The organism is Planctopirus limnophila DSM 3776, assembly GCF_000092105.1.
Lineage (GTDB): Bacteria > Planctomycetota > Planctomycetia > Planctomycetales > Planctomycetaceae > Planctopirus > Planctopirus limnophila.
This window is the reverse complement of the sequence record NC_014148.1, coordinates 1,070,163-1,088,261: the sequence shown is the minus strand read 5'-3', so window position 1 is coordinate 1,088,261 and position 18,099 is coordinate 1,070,163. Positions and strand designations below refer to the sequence as shown.

General features: G+C 54.3%; 10 protein-coding genes. 4 read left to right on the top strand and 6 right to left on the bottom strand.

Going from position 1 to position 18,099, the window contains the following annotated elements; all coding sequences use genetic code 11:
* Positions 1–300: 300 nt before the first annotated feature.
* Positions 301–1,326, bottom strand: coding sequence for a DUF1559 domain-containing protein (locus PLIM_RS04435; protein ID WP_013109119.1), 1,026 nt, complete (start codon positions 1,324–1,326; stop codon positions 301–303).
* Positions 1,327–1,708: 382 nt separating this feature from the next.
* On the opposite strand from PLIM_RS04435, the gene PLIM_RS04430 reads away from it, so the two are divergent.
* The 3 genes from PLIM_RS04430 (at position 1,709) to truA (ending at position 5,789) form a co-directional block, all read left to right on the top strand.
* Entirely contained in the window at positions 1,709–3,085 is a 1,377-nt protein-coding gene (locus PLIM_RS04430) for a dipeptidase (protein ID WP_013109118.1), read from the top strand.
* A gap of 119 nt (positions 3,086–3,204) precedes the next feature.
* On the top strand, positions 3,205–4,494 hold the full coding sequence (serS, locus tag PLIM_RS04425) for a serine--tRNA ligase (RefSeq protein WP_041402918.1): 1,290 nt from the start codon (positions 3,205–3,207) through the stop codon (positions 4,492–4,494).
* A gap of 377 nt (positions 4,495–4,871) precedes the next feature.
* Positions 4,872–5,789 carry a tRNA pseudouridine(38-40) synthase TruA gene (gene truA, locus PLIM_RS04420; RefSeq protein ID WP_013109116.1) on the top strand — a complete coding sequence of 306 codons (918 nt, stop codon included), beginning with the start codon at positions 4,872–4,874 and terminating at the stop codon, positions 5,787–5,789.
* Here the strand turns inward: truA and PLIM_RS04415 are convergent.
* The 5 genes from PLIM_RS04415 to PLIM_RS04395 all read right to left on the bottom strand — a co-directional run bounded on the left by PLIM_RS04415 (position 5,690) and on the right by PLIM_RS04395 (position 16,136).
* Entirely contained in the window at positions 5,690–6,508 is an 819-nt protein-coding gene (locus PLIM_RS04415; RefSeq protein WP_148226970.1) for a hypothetical protein, read from the bottom strand. The two genes, truA and PLIM_RS04415, sit on opposite strands and share 100 nt — an antisense overlap.
* Positions 6,509–6,540: 32 nt before the next feature.
* Complete coding sequence (locus tag PLIM_RS04410; RefSeq protein WP_013109115.1) at positions 6,541–10,569, bottom strand: coiled-coil domain-containing protein; 4,029 nt, start codon at positions 10,567–10,569, stop codon at positions 6,541–6,543.
* 68 nt (positions 10,570–10,637) lie between these two features.
* A complete protein-coding gene (locus PLIM_RS04405) occupies positions 10,638–13,022 on the bottom strand; it encodes a hypothetical protein (protein ID WP_196349528.1) in 2,385 nt (794 codons plus the stop codon).
* Positions 13,023–13,222: 200 nt separating this feature from the next.
* Complete coding sequence (gene lysS / locus PLIM_RS04400) at positions 13,223–14,686, bottom strand: lysine--tRNA ligase (RefSeq protein WP_013109113.1); 1,464 nt, start codon at positions 14,684–14,686, stop codon at positions 13,223–13,225.
* 259 nt (positions 14,687–14,945) lie between these two features.
* Complete coding sequence (locus PLIM_RS04395; protein ID WP_013109112.1) at positions 14,946–16,136, bottom strand: DegT/DnrJ/EryC1/StrS family aminotransferase; 1,191 nt, start codon at positions 16,134–16,136, stop codon at positions 14,946–14,948.
* Positions 16,137–17,030: 894 nt separating this feature from the next.
* On the opposite strand from PLIM_RS04395, the gene PLIM_RS04390 reads away from it, so the two are divergent.
* Entirely contained in the window at positions 17,031–18,095 is a 1,065-nt protein-coding gene (locus PLIM_RS04390; protein ID WP_013109110.1) for a peptidylprolyl isomerase, read from the top strand.
* The last annotated feature ends 4 nt before the right edge of the window (positions 18,096–18,099 follow it).

Sequence of the window (18,099 nt, the reverse complement as noted above, 5' to 3'; positions counted from 1 at the left end):
GCGGATGAAGACATCCGACCCCTGCCACCCGGATGACGCGGGCGAGGGTTTTTTCTCCTTCTCCCGTTCCGACGGGAGAAGGCCGGGATGAGGGTGAGCTCGCACGTATTGGGCAAGCAATCAACGAGCGGCTTCATCGCAGCATGCACAGAATCATCACAGCCTCGCCAGCCACTCTCTTACCGAGAGACGGTGACAATCGTCACAAAAAAGAAAGTGACCCATGTGATTCTTAATCACACGGGTCACTTTGAAGATCATCATTGAAGTTCGACAGAACAAAAGCTCTGCCAGACTCAATTAGAACTCGCCAATGACGTTGCCGTCGTTAACGCGAGCCAAGTTGCGGTAGATGGTGATGTCAATGTTCTCGCTGATGAACTTGACAGTGCCGTCACCCAACAGGAAGTGGGCACCACCTGTGTGGAGACTGCTGAATGCTGAGTTCTGCCCGCGAGGACCGTTAGCTGTGATGGCAACGGTAGCACCGGCAGTGCTCACAACTGTTCCACTTGCTACGTTCACATTGATACGCTGGGCGGCGTCGCCGTAGGCCGATGAACGACCAGCTTGTGTACCGCGATCAAAGCAGCTCACCCAAGAAGCCATACCATTCGTTCCTGCAGTCTCAGTTGCTGGGCTACAGCGTTCACCAACAACGATACTGTTGCTTGTACCGTCAGTCATGTCGCGGATACCAACTCGGCTATTCTCAGCGAAAATGCCACGGAAGTTAGCGACTGTCCAGTTAGCCTGTGCTGTTTCCAAACCATCCCATGTTGTACCGTTCAACCACACACCAGTGACACCTGGGTAGTTTGAACGACCCACAGCGTTGGCATAGGTGGCTGAAGCCGCCGTACCGGAAATGGCAGTGGCATTCACCAGGTTGGAACCCACGTCCGAAGGACACCGCATCGCTGGGAAAGTCGTAGCCACTGCGGCCACTTCAGCAGCAGTCGGTACAACAGGAGTCACAGCTGTGGAGTAAGGCACTGAGGAACTAAAGCGGTTTGCCAGCACGTTGTAAAGTGGTGCCTGATCCACAAACGGCAGGATCATGGTTGACCAGGCGAAACCCTGGAACGATGGAGTGGTGGCGTTATTGAAGCCAATGTGTCCTGGTGGGAAAACCAGTGCATTGTCATGGTAGTTGTGCAGTGCCAGACCCAACTGCTTCAGGTTGTTACGGCACTGTGTACGGCGTGCAGCTTCACGGGCCTGCTGGACAGCAGGGAGAAGCAATGCAATCAGGATGGCGATAATTGCAATCACCACCAGCAACTCAATCAGTGTGAAGCCAGACTTCCGCGAACCCATCTTCATAAATCGTCCACCTCGAAAGGACATCAAAGATTCAGGCTGACACCGCGTCCAACACAGACGCACCGCAACCATGACAACATCTTTTGGATAAGCATATTCTGCGCCAAACTGCAAAAAGCATCTGCCGCATATCGACTAGTCCATTGACAGTATCCTACATGCTAAACCCACCCGATGCTCTCGGGATTCGCTCACTTTTTCATCGGATTAACAATTCTCTCTGTTTCTCCAGAATCACCTTTTTCATGATCTGTCGCTTTTGTGAACAAACTCCTTTTTTCTGCATCAAACTGGTACAACCCTATGACAGTTCTCATGGTGCTGAAGCAAAAATACACACCTCCCCAAGGCCGTTGGTTCGCCTCGCAAAGGATCGATTTTCATGATGCCATCCACACTTGCTGATGAGTTGAAAAATCGTCGTGCAGAAAATGTCAAGATTCTTTGTCAACTCCTGTCGATCCCCTCCGTCAGTGCTGATCCTCAGTGCGCTGATTCACTCCACCAAGCTGCTGCAACTTTGAGCGAGTTGTTTCAAATTGCAGGCACTGGCTGGTCGTGTGAAGTCATGCCCACCGCTGGTTATCCGATCGTCTGGGCCCGCTATCGCGCACCAGGAAATCGTAGACGCGCTATTGTTTACGGGCACTACGATGTTCAACCGGCAGACCCTCTGGATCTTTGGACAACGCCCCCTTTCAAGCCCACCCTGCGTGATGGCAAAATCTATGCACGAGGAGCCACCGACGACAAAGGCCAGATGCTTACACACATCCTCTCGGCCCTCGCCTGGATGAAGACCAAAGGCCAGCTCCCCATTGATCTCGATTACATTATTGAAGGCGAAGAAGAGGTCGGTTCCGAGAACCTCGAACGCTTTCTCGCAGAGCACCGCGACGAACTCAAAGCCGATGTGGCGGTCATCAGCGATACCAGCCAGTACGCGCCAGGCTGGCCAGCCATCACCACAGGCTTAAGAGGCATTTTCGCCTGCGAAGTCCGCGTACATGGCCCACGGAAAGATCTGCATAGCGGTGTCTTCGGAGGAGCCATCCCGAATCCCATTCGCGAATTGACTCGCCTCTTAAGCCTCTTGCACAACGAACACAACGAAGTCCAGGTGCCAGGTTTCTATACGGATGTCGTCCCTCTGACAGACGCAGACCGGGCCGGGTTCGCCGAGCTCCCTTTCGATCAGGCCGCTTTTCTGGCAGAAACTGGTGCCATCGGTTTACGAGGCGAAGCCGGCTTTACTCCCCTTGAACAGCGCTGGGCCAGACCCACACTCGAATTCAACGGCATCTACGGTGGGTATACGGGCCCCGGCCCGAAAACCATCGTTCCCGCGAGTGCCACAGCCAAAATCACCTGCCGCCTGGTCGCCAACCAGAATCCAGATGTTCTGATGAAATCGCTCGAAGAGTTTCTCCGCAGTCACCTGCACCCCTCCTGCCGACTGGAGTTCACAGCCGATCACGGTTGCCCTGCATTTCTGATGGATCGGCAAAGCCCATTTCTGCAGGCTGCCAGCAAGGCCATTGAAGCCGGTTTCGGAAAAGCTCCGGTTTTCATTCGAGAAGGTGGTTCGATTCCAGTAGTGGCGACCTTCAAGCGTTTGCTGGAAATCGATACACTTCTCTTGGGATGGGGCCAGAACACTGACAATCTGCACAGTCCTGATGAGCATTTCTTAATCGAAGATTTTCATCGGGGAACTCTGGCCAGTGCCATCCTTTGGGAAGAACTGGCCAATGTTTGATCTGGCCACGATCCGAACCAATTCTCTTTGATTGCATCTCTGGGAATCCGGTGTTCCAAGCACCTCCAGATTCTTTCAAACTCCTGAAGCCCAATAAGACCATACGCGCGAAAGCTAACATGCTGGATCTTCAGTTTATCTGCGACAATCTCGAACTGATCACGAAGAACTGTGCCGACCGCAACGTGACCATAGATCTGTCGCGATTATTGGAACTGCGGGACAAGCGGATTGAACTCATCCAGCAGGCCGATCAGACCCGCCATGCCCAGAAGGAACTTTCGGCGGCCATCCCCAAAGTGGCTGACCCCGCCGAGAAGCAGAAACTCGTAGCCGAAGGCCGGACTCTGCGCGAGAAAATCGCGACATTTGAAACGCAGCAGCAGGAGGTCGAAGCTGCCCTGCGCGAAATTCAGGCTCAGGTGCCCAATCTGACTCATCCTGACGCACCTGTCGGCCCGGATGAAACCTTCAGCAAAGTCATTCGCACTTGGGGAACACCCAAGGCGTTCGATTTTAAAGTGCGAGATCACGTCGAGCTGGCTGAGATCTGCGACCTGATTGATTTTCAGGCCGGTACTAAAGTCGCTGGCCATGGCTTTTACTTTTTGAAAAACGAAGCGGTGCTCCTCGAACTGGCACTGGTGCAGTTCGCCATCCAGAAGCTCGTGGCCAAAGGTTTTACGCCTTACGTCACTCCTGATCTGGCACGCCACGAAGTGCTCGAAGGGACAGGCTATAACCCGCGCGGCAACGAAACTCAGATCTACTCAATTAATGGAACTGATTTGAGTCTCGTCGCGACAGCCGAGATCCCGCTGGGTGGTTCCTTGAAGGATGAGATTCTCGATATCGAACAGTTACCCATTCGCATGGCCGGATTGTCACATTGCTTCCGCACAGAAGCCGGCGCTCATGGCCGGGCCAGCCGGGGGATTTATCGCGTTCATCAGTTTACCAAGGTCGAGATGTTTGCCTTCACAGCTCCCGACCTGGCCGCTTCCAACGCGATGCACGAAGAGATCGTGGCCATCGAAGAAGAAGTCTTCCAGCAGTTGGGCATTCCTTATCAGGTCCTCGATACCTGCAGTGGAGACCTCGGAGCACCAGCCTATCGCAAGTACGATTTAGAAGCCTGGATGCCCGGACGAAACACCTTTGGCGAAGTGACTTCAGCATCGAACTGCACCGATTTTCAATCGCGTCGGCTGGGGATTCGCTGCCGTCTGCCGGAGAAGAAGGGAACGCAGCATGTCCACACACTCAATGGAACCTGTGTGGCCATCAGTCGCGCCTTAATTGCCGTGTTGGAGAACTATCAGTTGGCTGATGGCGGGATTGAAATCCCGGAAATCTTGAGGCCCTGGGTGGGCAAAGCTCGCATTGAACCCCGCCACCCGATCGCCTGAGGCCCGATCTGGTAGGGCGGCTCCCGCCTGCCAATCAAGTTGCTCAAAAAATGTAGGGTGCATGCCAATGCACCAATCTTCGCTTCCGTCACGTCAACAACTGTTGAGATGCCTATTAATCGGCAGGGTGGCAGGGGTCGGATGTCTTCATCCGCCCCCTGGTCAATCAAGTTCTCGAGCGCAAATGCATCCGAGACATACATTCATGACTTTTAAAGCTCTTCATCAAAAACGATCATAGTCCCATGAACTGGGGGCAAACGAGGACGTTTGACCCCAGCCACCCCGTCGCCTGCGCGAGCCCTTGATTAACGCAGCCACATACCACCACCGGCAGGCGGGAGCCTGCCCTACAGTAAAGGTTCCTTTCACGACCAGTGAACAATCTCTCGCGAACATTGAAGCTGACCATTGCCTACGATGGAACGGCCTATTGCGGCTGGCAAACTCAGCCCAACGGCGTGAGCATTCAATCGACGCTCATGCAGGCGATTCAAGAATTCACCGCCGAGACTCCCGTCCTCTATGCGGCTGGGCGGACCGATGCCGGTGTGCATGCTGTTGGGCAAGTCGTGAGTTTCTCGACGACGAGCCCTGTTCCCGCAGCCAACTTTCGACCAGCACTGCAAAGATTTCTGCCCGATGACATCGTGATCCGGCAGGTCGAAGATGTGCAGCCCGGTTTTCATGCCCAGTTTCATGCCCGGCTCAAAACCTATCGCTACCTCTTTCACAACGCGCCCGTCTGGTCACCTTTCTATCGGCAGTACGCACTCTGGCATCGCACGAGGCTCGATGAACAGGCGATGGACTTCGCGATTCGGCAGATCGTCGGCACATTCGATTTTCGCAGCCTCGAAACGCAATGGCCTAATCGAAAAACCAGTGTGCGAACAGTCATAAAAGCCAGTGTGCAACGCATTCGAAACTGGAATCTGCTGGGAGAAAACGGCCCTCCATCTGAGGAATGCCAACTCGATCCTGAGGGTGAGTTCCTCTGCATGGAGATCACGGCCAATGGTTTTCTCTACAACATGGTACGCACAATTGCCGGGACGTTGATCCATATTGGTCGCGGCAAGTGGGGCCCGGAAAAACTGCGTGAGATTGTTGATCTGCAGGATCGCCGACGGGCGGGTGAAACAGCACCGGCCCACGGACTTTATCTATGGCACGTCGACTACGCGCCAGCGACTCAATCTTTGCCCACTGGCGACTTGCCACCGGCTGCTGATGATGGTGGAGATCCTTTGGCACCACCAGATGCCGGCTGTCCTTCTGCCAGCGCCTCGTAGTATTTCTTGACCAGCCGCTCATACGAGGGCAGGATGCGTTCATCAAAAGAATTGAGCAATTCACCACGCACCGTATCGGGCAGGTGGCCCCAGACATCGACTTCGAGTTGTCGCTTGCGGGCAGCTTCTTTCGCCAGTCGTTCACGCTCGCGGTTGCCGGCTTCCGCTTCATTTGCGTTCGCGTTGTCACCTTGCTTTTGAGAGCTTCCCTGCTGGGATGCGTCGCTCTTCGCAGCTTGATCTTTGGTTGTCGTCTCTTTTTGTTGCCGCGAAGATTCTTTCTCAGAAGACTGACCTTGAGACTTGCCAGATTCGGGCTTGGACGAAGCATCGGGATTGGCAGGAGAAGAATTGTTCTCGGGAGAACCTCCGGGGGAATCAGAATTCTCAGATTGCTGTTCAAGTTGCTGAATGAGTTTGTTCAACAACTCAATAGAGTTCTTTTGATGCAAAGAAGCCGGCTGCTCGGCTGTGGCTCCGGGGCGAACTGGTTTTGCAGATCGCAGTGCCGCCTCCGATTGATCGATCTGCTTGAGAAGTTCCGCCGAAAGTTGCTGCGGTGACAGGCCGGTTGCAGATGATTTCACCGGCTGGTCAGGCGGGGTTGCAACCGGCCGGTTCGCATCTGGAGAGAGTCCTCCGTCAGGTTCCGATTGACCCGCTAATACGGCATTCCCTACCGAAAGCAGCATGCAGCCAGGTAGCAGCCAACTTGCCATCGTCTTCCTTAGAACAGAATTCCGGAATGGTTTCATGGCTGACTCCCTTCGTCTGCAGGCCCATTGAATGGACGATCGATTGGCCTGTCTGTTGAGTCTTTGAGCGGAGGACTCGGTGCCGGCTGTTCCGAAAGTGGCTTCTCGCTGGGACGATTCTCGCTGGGACGACTTGAAGCCTGCGAAGAAAGTTGATCCAGCAGGTTCGAAAGCAGCTCACGAAGTTCCGCCTGTTCCCGGGCGAGTTGTTCTCGTTGAACGTCTGTTGTTCCCTGAGCACCGTCCGCCTCAAACTCTTTGGTTCGCGCCATGAGATCCTGCTGCAAGTCGCGAATGAGCCGCAGTTGCACCAGCTTGGATATCGCTTCACCGGGTGGGCCGCTACCTTCCTGATTTGCGGGCCCATTCTCGGTGGAACGACCGCCACCAGACCCGGTCTGTGACTGGCTTGAGGACGATTCACGGAGCACCTGCACGATGGCCGTGAGTCGTTTGATCAACTGCTGGCTGCGCTCCCGGGCTGCTGGCTCAACCTGTCGTTCCCGCAAATCGCGAGCGACATGACCTGCCAGCTCAGAAGTTTGACGAATGCTCCACGACAAAATTTCTGCCGGTGCCACGTTCTCCGCAATCGCACCTAACTCATCACGAATCGATGTTGTGGCTTCTGCCACACCAATTAACGTCTTCAATTGTGATCTGCTGAATTGGCCCGCCGTTCCACCAATCTGAGCCAATCGCTGAATTTCTGCATCTTGTCCCTGCACACGCTCCAGCAACGATTGAAGCTGATCCACGACTTTCGAAATCTTCTCGGCAAGCAGCTTTTCCTGCAACAGGCGGCGTTCTTGAGCAATTTCCCGAGTGGCCTGTTCCATCAGTTCCCGCCGCTGCTCTTCCCGCTGGCGCCGGAGTGTCAGTTCCTCGGGGGACAGTTCGTCTGGCTCCTCGTCTTTGCGAGAAGCATCAGAACTTTTTCTGTCGCGAGGTGATGTCACCTCCGCCGCTTGTTCGAGTGTCGCAGCGGCTCGTCTCAAACCCAGCTTGCCGGCTCTGGCAGAGAGTTCCTCATCACGCGTCCGTTTTTGCAGTTGTTCTTCATCGGTACTGTTCTGGTCGGGCTGGCTCAATGTTTTGAGGAGTTCTTCCTGAACATCCCGTTCGAGATTTTCGATTTTCCCCAGCAATAACTCATCGGCTGCAGGCGGTCGATTCAGAAATTCCTGACGAAGTTTCTCCATGCCATTGAGTAGCTGAGTCTGTTTTTCCGCGGCCTTTCCCAGCTGGTTTTCAGCCAGATGTTCAGCCGCATCCAGAGCCAGCTCCTGGAGTGCGGCCTGATCGAAAATCTGTTGAGAACTCTTCAGGCTCTGGCGATCTTCAAGGTCCATCTCTGCTTTGGCTGATCGAGTTCCCGCTTGCAGTTGACCAAGCGTTTTTCGCCATTGTTCCACACGTCCTGCCAAGGCCCGTTGACGATCTTTCAACGTGAGTAACTGGCTTTTCTGTTGGCTGCTCAACTCCATTTCACCACGGGCAATCGTTTCTGTCGCAAGCTCAGCCGATTCCTTCTGCAGAGCGGCTTGCTGCTTTTGCAGTTCATCAAGTTCCCGCTGCAATCCCCGCTTCCCCTCCCACTGACTCAATCGAGAAATCAGAGCGCTGGTCGTCTCGATGGCCGCTTCCTGGTTCTGACGGAGAGCCTCAGCCAGCGTCTGAGACGGGTCAGCCTGGGATGGATCAGAATCATCTTTCGCAGGGGTCGTTTCCTTTTGAGAAATGGGTTGTGAGGCTTTCGAGGAAAGCTCTGCTAAATCGGTCAGTGGGCCAGTCGTCAGTTCCCGGAGTTCCTCTTTTACCGCTTGCCATTCTCTCGCTTGCGTTTCATCGATGACCTGATTTTCCATCCCTTCCCGACGGATTCGCTCGAACTCGGGAATAATATTCGCTTCCACCTGCTGGCGGGCCTGTTCGTTGGCTTGCGTCAGTTGTCGCCCCAATTCCTGAAGTGTGGCGTCGGGAGGAACATTCGACTTTTCCTCCTGGAGCCGCCGCTGAGTTGTGGCCCATTCGGTGGCAGTCTGCCGACCTTTTTCCAGTCGCTCGCGAACTCTCCTGAGAGCTTCGATCTGACTCAATACACGCTCAGCGAGTTCATTCTGCTTTTCCGCTGGGGTCAGAATCGTAATCCAGCGAATCGTGCTGCGGCCTTCATGACCGAGTTCGTCTCCATCGGCATCTTCGGGCGCAGTTCCCAGATGAAAGCGGTCTCGAGCAAACGCCATGACCGAGATTTTCATTTCCCTTGGGGAAGATTCTGGAACAGTCAACTTGGCAAGATCGAGAGTGGTTTCGAACTGAGATTGTCTTTCTGCTGAAGCAAGCTCAGCTCCCTGATTGTCGAAGCTCACAGGCCATGAGGCCAGCGTTTCCCACTGAGCTGTTCCATTCCAGCGATAGGCAAATCCAGTCAGTGCCAGGCTGTGATCATCACGCGCACGAGCCCTTAAAGGGATCATCGCCTGCATGGTGACTGTCAGATCGGTTTCCGGCGCTTCAAGCGTGACGATGGGGGCCTGGTCGGCAATCACTCGAAAAGGGAATCGAGTGGGATCGATCTCTTGAATGCCGGTGGCATCAGATAGCTCGATCGTCCATGAACCATTTCCAGGCTGCGTAAGTGCGAAGACGCCTTGAACTTCCTGTGTCTTGGGCAAAAGCCGCAGCTTTAAGGATTTTCCATCGCCGAATCGCAAGCGGGCCGATGTGGTCTGGCGTGAAGTTGTTCCCTCGAAAAAAACTCTCGAACCCACAGGAGCCTCAAAGCTCCCCACATTCTCAGGAAGTGTCACATGAGTTTGCTGCAAATACGTGGGTGGTTCTAAACGAATCTGAAATCGCTCCAGACGAACGGGTTCAATCCCTCGAATCAGCCGCCACGCTGTCGCATGATCTCCACCGGCAACACGAAACCACATGCGGTTCTGAGTGACCGGCAACTGAAAAAGTGCCATCTCCGTGAAGCGGTTCAACACACCGTTTTTGACTTCTACGGGTGAAATCTGCTTGGGCAGAAATCTTTCGAGTGGGCGAGGATCGGGAATCTCGAGTGCCACACCGGCAGGAATCATCGGCGTCACATTTTGAATTGACTGCGCATCCACTGGCTCTGACGTGGTGGTCTCAAGCTGTAAATTGTCGGGTAGCTTTCCGCGGCGGTTATAGACCAGAACATCCAGAGTGCTCCCCAGCCGGTGATCAAGCGGAACTTCTTCACTGGAGGGAGCAGATTCAATCTGCTCTGCACTCGTCAGGTGGGAAAACGGCACCGGATCCATGAGCTTGTGCGAGAGTGATGTCGGAAGACCATCTTTCGCCGAAAGAATCTGCAGGTGGACATTTTCCGGCCAGTTGACCGCCAGCCAGGGCGTATACAGGCGAGCCAGAGCCGTGCGTGCCAATACCGGGCGCGTCATGGCGAAACCACCCAGCACAGTCAGGAACGTCACCGCCATGACTGCCAGACGTAAAGTGTGGCCAGAATTGACGACGAGTTCGGCAGGCTTGCGGGGAAGTTTGCTGGCAGCCAGATCGATCGCGTATTTCTGCAAGGCCACCGAACCGGCATCCCGATCAAAAGCTCGCGATGAAAATTCGACTCCACTGGCCAGTCGATCGACCAGTTGTGGTTGCTTCCGCTCCAGTTGTAGCCCCAGCCCGACAGCACTCAGGGTTTGAAGTGATGAACTTCGCCAGAGCGTTCGAATCCCATAGCTTCCCACTCCCAGAAAGACGATCAGCCATAACGATCGAGATGGCCAGTCGGCTGGACGCAGCCAGTAGTCAAACATTCCCCCGACCAGAGTCACCAGGCTCCACCAGATGATCAGCAGACAAAACCCCTGAATCGCTCGATGCCAGGTAATGAATCGCTGCAGATCTGCGAACGTTTCGAGAATCTTTTGCGCAGAGGATTTTCCGAATGTGGCCGGAGCGGATCTTCGAGAGCGCTCTGTCCCCGAAAGTTCGCCAGACCATCCCGCATTTCGTGATTGGCCGGCCATCAACACACCTCATCGCTCCCATCCATCCGTGGGAAATCGGTCGCTCACGCTTCTGGAGCAACAGTCGATTATAGCGTCTGCCAGCGCCTGCGCAGCCCCCATTCCAGACAGATCAAGCTTCCCAGCAGAATCAATAACTCCCAGCGATTCCAGATTCTTACCGATTCAATCGTCGCCACTGGCAACAACTGGCTGCGAGGCAACAGCTCGGGAAGTTCCTCGATTCGATCGATCGGCAGATACTGGCCACGAGTCGCTTCTGCCGCCAGCTTCAGATCCGCCGTATTGGCGGCTGTCGCCAGAAGTTCTTTCTGCGGCGCTGTGACCAGAATCGAGAGTAGCGGCAGCTTGGCCAGCAATTTGTCATCGACCATCTGCAGGCGATACGGCCCCTCACGAATGGGAGTCCAGTCCGCTTCGAAAACAGCCGCGGATTGTCCTGTCCTTCGGAGTTCAATGGTTTCTCGTTGTCCCTCGGCAGATTCGACCTGAGCGATGAGTTTTTCGGTTCCCTGTGGTAAGGCCCGTTCATCATTTACTTCGAGAGTCAGGTGAACTTTCTGGCCAATTTCATAGGTCGCACGATCTGCCAAAAAGCGAACAGGTTCTTCGTCATCGTTCTGCCGGCGACTCATAAACCGAATCGCCTGAACCCAGAACTTGCCAAAAATGTGGTCACCCTGGCGGAATCGCCAGCGCCAGGTTTCATCTGTCGCCAGAAACAGAACTTTCCCGACTCCCACACGCTGCAAAATGATCAGTGGATTAGCTGTTCGCTGGCCGCGATCTTGACGTTCAACCAGCACCGCAGCCCCGGGTTTAAGGGCACTGATCTGCAGATTCCAGAACCACGGAGCTAACTCATTCCAGATCGACTGATTCTCGGCTGGAGACTGCGCGAATCGAAACAATCGCGAGCCACGCGTCGCTTCGAATGTTAATAGTGGCTGGAAGGGAGTCTCCGCACGCTCGGGGAGTTGGGCATCACTGACTCGGAATGGCAGCAGTTTTTCGAGTAACGAACCACTCCACTTGGAAGGGTTATTCAATTCCCCAGCGATCACAATCAACCCGCCCCCCTGATTGCGAACGAAGTCATCAATCAACTCCAGGCTCGATGGGCTCAGCAGCCGGGGATCAATATCGCCGAGAATCAGGACATCGAGTGCCGCAAAATCTTCCCGTCGAATCGGGAAGTTCCGTATCGCGGTGCGATCCTCTTTTGCATATTCGAGATCCGCTTCCTGGAGAAGTGTCTGCAGTTCGACAGAAGGTTCCCGCTCGAGAAACTGTTTCAGAAATCGAAACTCGTAGCGCGGCGTCGATTCGACAAGTAAGACACGCAGCTTATCTCCTCGAACTTTGACCTTACGCGTCTGGCGATTGTTTTCCTGATCAGGTTCATCAGCCAGTGGCGCCACTTCCGCCACCAGTGAAAACTCGCCCGGCGATTCAGGAATCCAGGAGAACTCGACCGTTTCTAACTTTTTACTTCCGTTAAGAAACAGATCGCGTGTCTCAAGCACCTTCCCTGAGGCACCGTCCTTCAATGTGACTTTCACAGTCTGTGGGAGAATCCCGCGTCCTTTAACTTGAGCCGCCACGATGAGTGGATCATTCTGAAAGGCGACGTCGTCCGAGTTCAATTCGACCAGTTCGAGATCTGCAACTTCGCGATCACTCCCCACCGCGACGGGGAAAACAGGAATCGAACGTGATGCCAGCAGACTGCCGACCACAGAGAGTGCCTCTGCCGACGACGGATTGGGGACACCATCGGTCAGCACCACGACACCCGCGAGCGGGCTCCCTCGCAGTTCGTCCATCACCTGCTGCACACTGGGGCCAATCCGGGAAGTCAGCCCGGTGGCTTCAAGAGTGAATCCCTGTGAGGGAGTGGGTGGCCATTCGATGGGTGTTGCTTCATGAGAGAATTGATACAGCCTGAGATCAAATCGCTTCTGAAGTCGCCGCAGCCATTGTGAATCATCACGCGTCAGTGCCTCGCGAATCGCAGCCAGTCGGGAATGCTTTTCAACGTCAGCACGATCCGCAGAAGTCTTTTCGTTCACCGGAACATCGGCAATCGACATGCTGCCGGAGGTATCAATCAGCACAGGTAACAGTGGGAGCCCGACTTCACGAATTTCCAGGGCCGGCAGGCACAGCAGCCCGATGATCAACAGCAGCGAGGCCACCCGTACGCCCACGAGAAAGCTCTTTTTGGCTGTCGAAAGTGGTGCCAACCGACTCCAGAAACGCAGGCAAAAGAAGCCCCCCACAACCACTAGCGCCAGCCAGCCAAACAGCGTTGTCTGACTCGATCCAAAAATCCAACTCCAGGGGTCTTGATAAACGAGGCTCATCTCGGCGCTGTTGGCTTTGCCGGGCTGTGCAGCCGGTGATTCCCCCAGGAAGTACCAGATGCCCAGTTCTTTCAGCCAGTCAGGCAAGACCATATTGTGCTCAAACCGCGTCGCTGCTCGAAATCAGTCATGGTCAGATTCTTCAAGTGGATCTCTGCCACTCACGAATCCTGACCCTACTCGACATCATAGCAGCGATACGAGGGTCTTACAAAAACTGAATGGGCGACAGCACATTATCCCGTCGCAGATCAGGGTTGATTGACCGGGCACCACTCGAAAAAAGACTACTCGACTTCGGGCTTCAGCAGCGGGAAGAAGATCACATCACGAATGGTCTTAGTGTTGGTCAGGAGCATGACGAGCCGGTCAATACCGATCCCCATACCACCCGCACAAGGCATACCAACCTTGAGAGCACGCACGAAGTCATGATCCATCTTCGCCATCGAGTCTTCTTCTGCCAGACCTGCCAGCTGTGTCTTGAACAGATCTTCCTGCAACCTGGGATCGTTCAATTCGGTATAGGCATTGGCCAGTTCGAGACCATGAATAAAGAGTTCAAATCGTTCGGCAATCTCGGGCTGGCCGTTCTTTCGCTTAGTCAGCGGGCACATACTCGATGGGTAATCAATCACAAACACCGGGCCTTCGAGATGATCTTCCACGGTCGCTTCAAAGACATCGTTAACAATCACATCATGATGCCGCCCCTCGGTAGGAATGTGCAGCTTGCGGGCAACTTCAGCCACTGCCGCCGCATCGTGCATGTCGCAGCCAGCATGCTTCAGGAACAGATCACCATACTTGGCCCGCTGGAATGGTGGTGTGAAGTCGAGCGTCTTGTCTCCCCACTCGACAACCGTCTTGCCATCATTGGCAGCCTTGCAGGCTTCGGAAATAATCTTCTCAGCCAGTTCCATCATGATGTTGTAATCGGCATAAGCCTGATACAGCTCGATCATGGTGAATTCCGGGTTATGCGTGGCGTCAACACCTTCATTACGGAAGACGCGGCCAATTTCATAAACCCGCTCAATCCCGCCCACCATCAGTCGCTTGAGATGCAACTCGAGGGCAATCCGCAGATAAAGCGGTATGTCGAGCGCATTATGATGCGTAATAAATGGCCGTGCTGCAGCCCCCCCGGCAATCGCATGCAGAACAGGCGTTTCAACTTCGAAAAACTCTTCCCCTCGCAGCGTTTGACGGATCGAATCGATGATCTTCAATCGCCGCAACATACGGGCGAGAACACCATCGTTATAGATCAGGTCGAGATAACGCTGGCGAAGGAGTGTCTCGATATCCTGCAGGCCATGCCACTTTTCCGGCGGCTGTGAAAGACTCTTACCTAACACATGCAGCTTCGTGGCAAAAACAGAAATTTCGCCCGTATTGGTGCGGCGTAACGTTCCATCCACCCCCAGCAGGTCGCCCGTCTGGAAGCATTCCATCAGTTCCCACTGGTCTTCGGCAATGTCCTTCTTCGAGATCATCACCTGAATACGACCGGTGTAATCCTGAATTGTCCCAAACCGCAGCTTGCCCGAATCACTCCAGCGCATGACGCGACCGGCCACACGCACCACTTCGCCATCGATTCCCTTTTCTTCCGGTGCCTTGGCCCGGGCGGCATCAATGTGCATGTGTCCATCGAAACGCTGCCCCCAGGGATCATGCCCCAGGGCTTCCATTCGCTCAAGCTTTTCAAGACGGGCGGCCAGCAGATGCTCAGGAGTGTCTGACATTTCAAATTTTTCTTTCGAAGACCTTCAATTTTCCTGCAACTATCGACAACAGAGGTGCGGAATGCAAACGATTCGCGACAGTTACCCGCTGATGAGGCCGTGTGCACAGAGCCCAATCGCCCTAGGCAAGTTGTGAGTGGACACGACCGATCGATGGATTGTTCGCGTTGTGGCCACCGGGATGCGATACAAAAAGCGAGAGAGGTGCCAGTTGGTACAACGGGCACCTCTCTCGAAAATTGTCGTCATCCAGCGAATACTAGGCAGCTTTGCGAATGACCTGAGATTCGCTCACACCGTGACAAACTTCGACGAGAGCCGAAACCACACGATCCTGGTGGGCAGCGGGAAGTTCGGGATAAATCGGGAGTGCGAGAATATCCTGGCAGGCCTTTTCCGCTTCCGGGAACTGACCAGCCTGATATCCGAGTGGGGCAAAGCAGGTCTGGAGGTGCAGTGGTTTCGGGTAATAGACCATGCAGCCGACCTGACGACCGCGAAGCTCTTTCAGAATTTCATCGCGGCGGCCATCTTTCACTCGCACACAGTACTGATTGTAAACGTGGCGGCCGGTGGCATCGCTGGAGGGCATGACCAGCGAATCGGTCAGACCAGCCTGAGTCAGCATTTGAGCATATCGTTTCGCGTTTTTCTGACGTGCGACAGTCCACGATTCGAGATGCCGCAGTTTGACTCGCAAAACCGCAGCCTGAAGTGCGTCCAGACGACTGTTCATACCCACTTCAATATGTTCGTACTGACCGATATCGCCATGCACCCGCAATCGCTTGAGTCGCGCTGCCAGTTCGGGATCATCAGTCGTCATCATTCCGCCGTCACCAGCACCACCCAGGTTTTTGGTCGGGAAGAAGCTGAAGCAGCCGACATTTCCGAGAACACCCGCTTTACGACCCTGGTACTCCGCACCAATCGCCTGAGCGGCATCTTCCACAATCGACAGACCATACTTGGTTGCCAGACGATTGAGAGTTTCCATATCACAGCACTGGCCAAACAGATGCACCGGCATGATCACTTTGGTATTGGGAGTGATCGCATCTTCAACAGCTTGTGCATCGAGGTTGAACGTTCTAGGGTCGATGTCCACGAAGACAGGCTTGGCACCTGCACGAACAATCGAACTGGCCGTGGCAAAGAACGAGAATGGCGAAGTGATGACTTCATCACCAGGCTTCAGTCCCAGCGCCTGCAAAGCGATGATCAGAGCATCTGTTCCCGAGTTGCAGCCAATGGCGTATCGGGCATCGCAATAAGTCGCCACTTCGTTTTCGAGCGCCACCACTTCTTCGCCCAGAATAAATCGCTGTTCCGCGAAGACTTTCTGGACGGCTGCCATCACCTCGTCAGCAATGGCATTGTGCTGCGGCACAAGATCGATAAAGGGTACCGATGAAACTAAACCCGAAGAGAGCGAGATCGTAGCGGTCATTGCGACTCCATTCGCGATGAATTTGAGAGTGCCGAACTGTAGGTCTGGCTCTGCCCAAGTGTCAAGGTGGCTTCATCGAAAGAGACGATGCAAATCCTTTGTCAGGACGAATGACTGGTTTTCGATTCCAGATTTATCCCGCCCACAGGATTTGAAACATCCCGTTCTGTCTGTTGTCTGGCCTCGTTCTGGCATCAGGCTGGCTCGTTGCTGCAACCTTCAGCCTGCGGACAGACTCTGAATTCATCCATCGGCTTGCCAGTCGATTTTGCGTGAATGATACAACCCGTAAATTTTGACATCACAAGATTCGCGAGCTGAGTAGCAGGCCAGTCCCACTGAACGAATATCTACCTGAAAACCTCGATTCGCGAGACCTGCAGATACTGGCCCCATACAAATGGGAATTCAGGCTGCTCATGCTCGTCGGGAGCATCGGCAGAATTTGCCCGAACAAGTTTCCTCAACTCCCTGTTGACCTGATTGGAAGTCATCCCTATGTTTCGCCTCGCCTGGAACGCACACGGATGTGCTGCACAGGCAAAGAAGGTTTTCCTTCTTCGATTTGGTCAGGCTGATCCCTCAGCCCGACACGCGCCATCGCTGGCATGGATGCTCGGCGATGGCTTTTCCAATCCGCTGAAACCGCACACATCGAAGCACAAATCTTCTCAGGAAGATACAGCTTCAATATCGACTCCGATCGCCCCGGAAGTAGTCATCCTTCGCCCCCCTAGGATGGCTGCTTCCGGGTCTGTTTTTTTGAGTCTGATCTATTGGCGAAGCAGCTTCCATCTTTCTGATTCCCTTTGAGAGTGATAGTCTTTCTGCTCTCGAGAGTTTCACTGGTGATCGACATGCTTCTGCCGCAGTTCAAGATTTTGGTAACGTTCTATGCCCTCCTTGCATTCTTTCCCTCGATTGGCCGTCCTTCCTGCCCGTCGTCAACCAGACTTCTCACAAACAACCTCCCTCAGGACATGGCCACAACAGCACACCCAAAAACTTTTCCAAACGACCGCCGTTCTATGGGTGGGGCTCTGTCTGACTCTGGCACTTGGAGAACTTCCCGATAATGGAAGGAAAGCTGTTGCCAGTGAGCAGGAGTCACAGGCTACGTCGGTGGGCAAGCAGACGCCGCTGCATCAGGTGATTGTTCGCCGGGTGAATGGCCGCCCGATTTCTTTGGCACAAGTGGAATTCCTGCGGATTTCACGAGGCATCACTGACCAGGATGCTGCCGCAGCACACAAATCATTGACGGAAACACTCGTCGATAACGAATTGATCCGGGAATTCCTCGCCCGGCAGAAGGTCACTGTGGCCGACGCTGATATCGCCAGACGTAAAGAACAGTTCATTCAGCAATGGAAAAACTTTGGCTACGATCTGCCCGCGATCACGAAATCGTGGGGGTTAGCCGAACCAGCGTGGACTGCCGACATCACGACACCTCTGGCGTGGTATGTCTACAGCCAATCTCAGATCAACGATGCAGCCATTGCAGCCGAGTTCAAACGCCAGCCCGCACGCTGGAATGGTACAAGATTGCGTGCCCGGCAGTTGTTTCTCAAATGGCCCGCCGGTCAGCCCGATGCAGCCACTCGCGAAAAAATGGCTGAGATCAAAACGAAGATTCAGGCAGGGCAGTTAAGTATGGAAGCCGCGATCCGCCAATACAGCGAATCTCAGTCGGCGAGCCAGGGGGGAGACGTGGGCTGGTTCGGCTATCGCGGTCGGCTACCGGCGGCAGTCAGTCGAGCCGCTTATTTGCAACAAGTGGGAGAAGTGGGGCAACCCGTCGAATCGCCACTGGGGATTCATTTGATCGAAGTCACCGATATCCGCCCGGGTGAACTGGGTATCGAAGACGCCCGCAAAGAAATCTTTGACGAACTGAGCCAATCTCGCTGGAATGAGATTGTGACCAAGAGCCGCGAGTCAGCCAGGATTGAGTGAACTA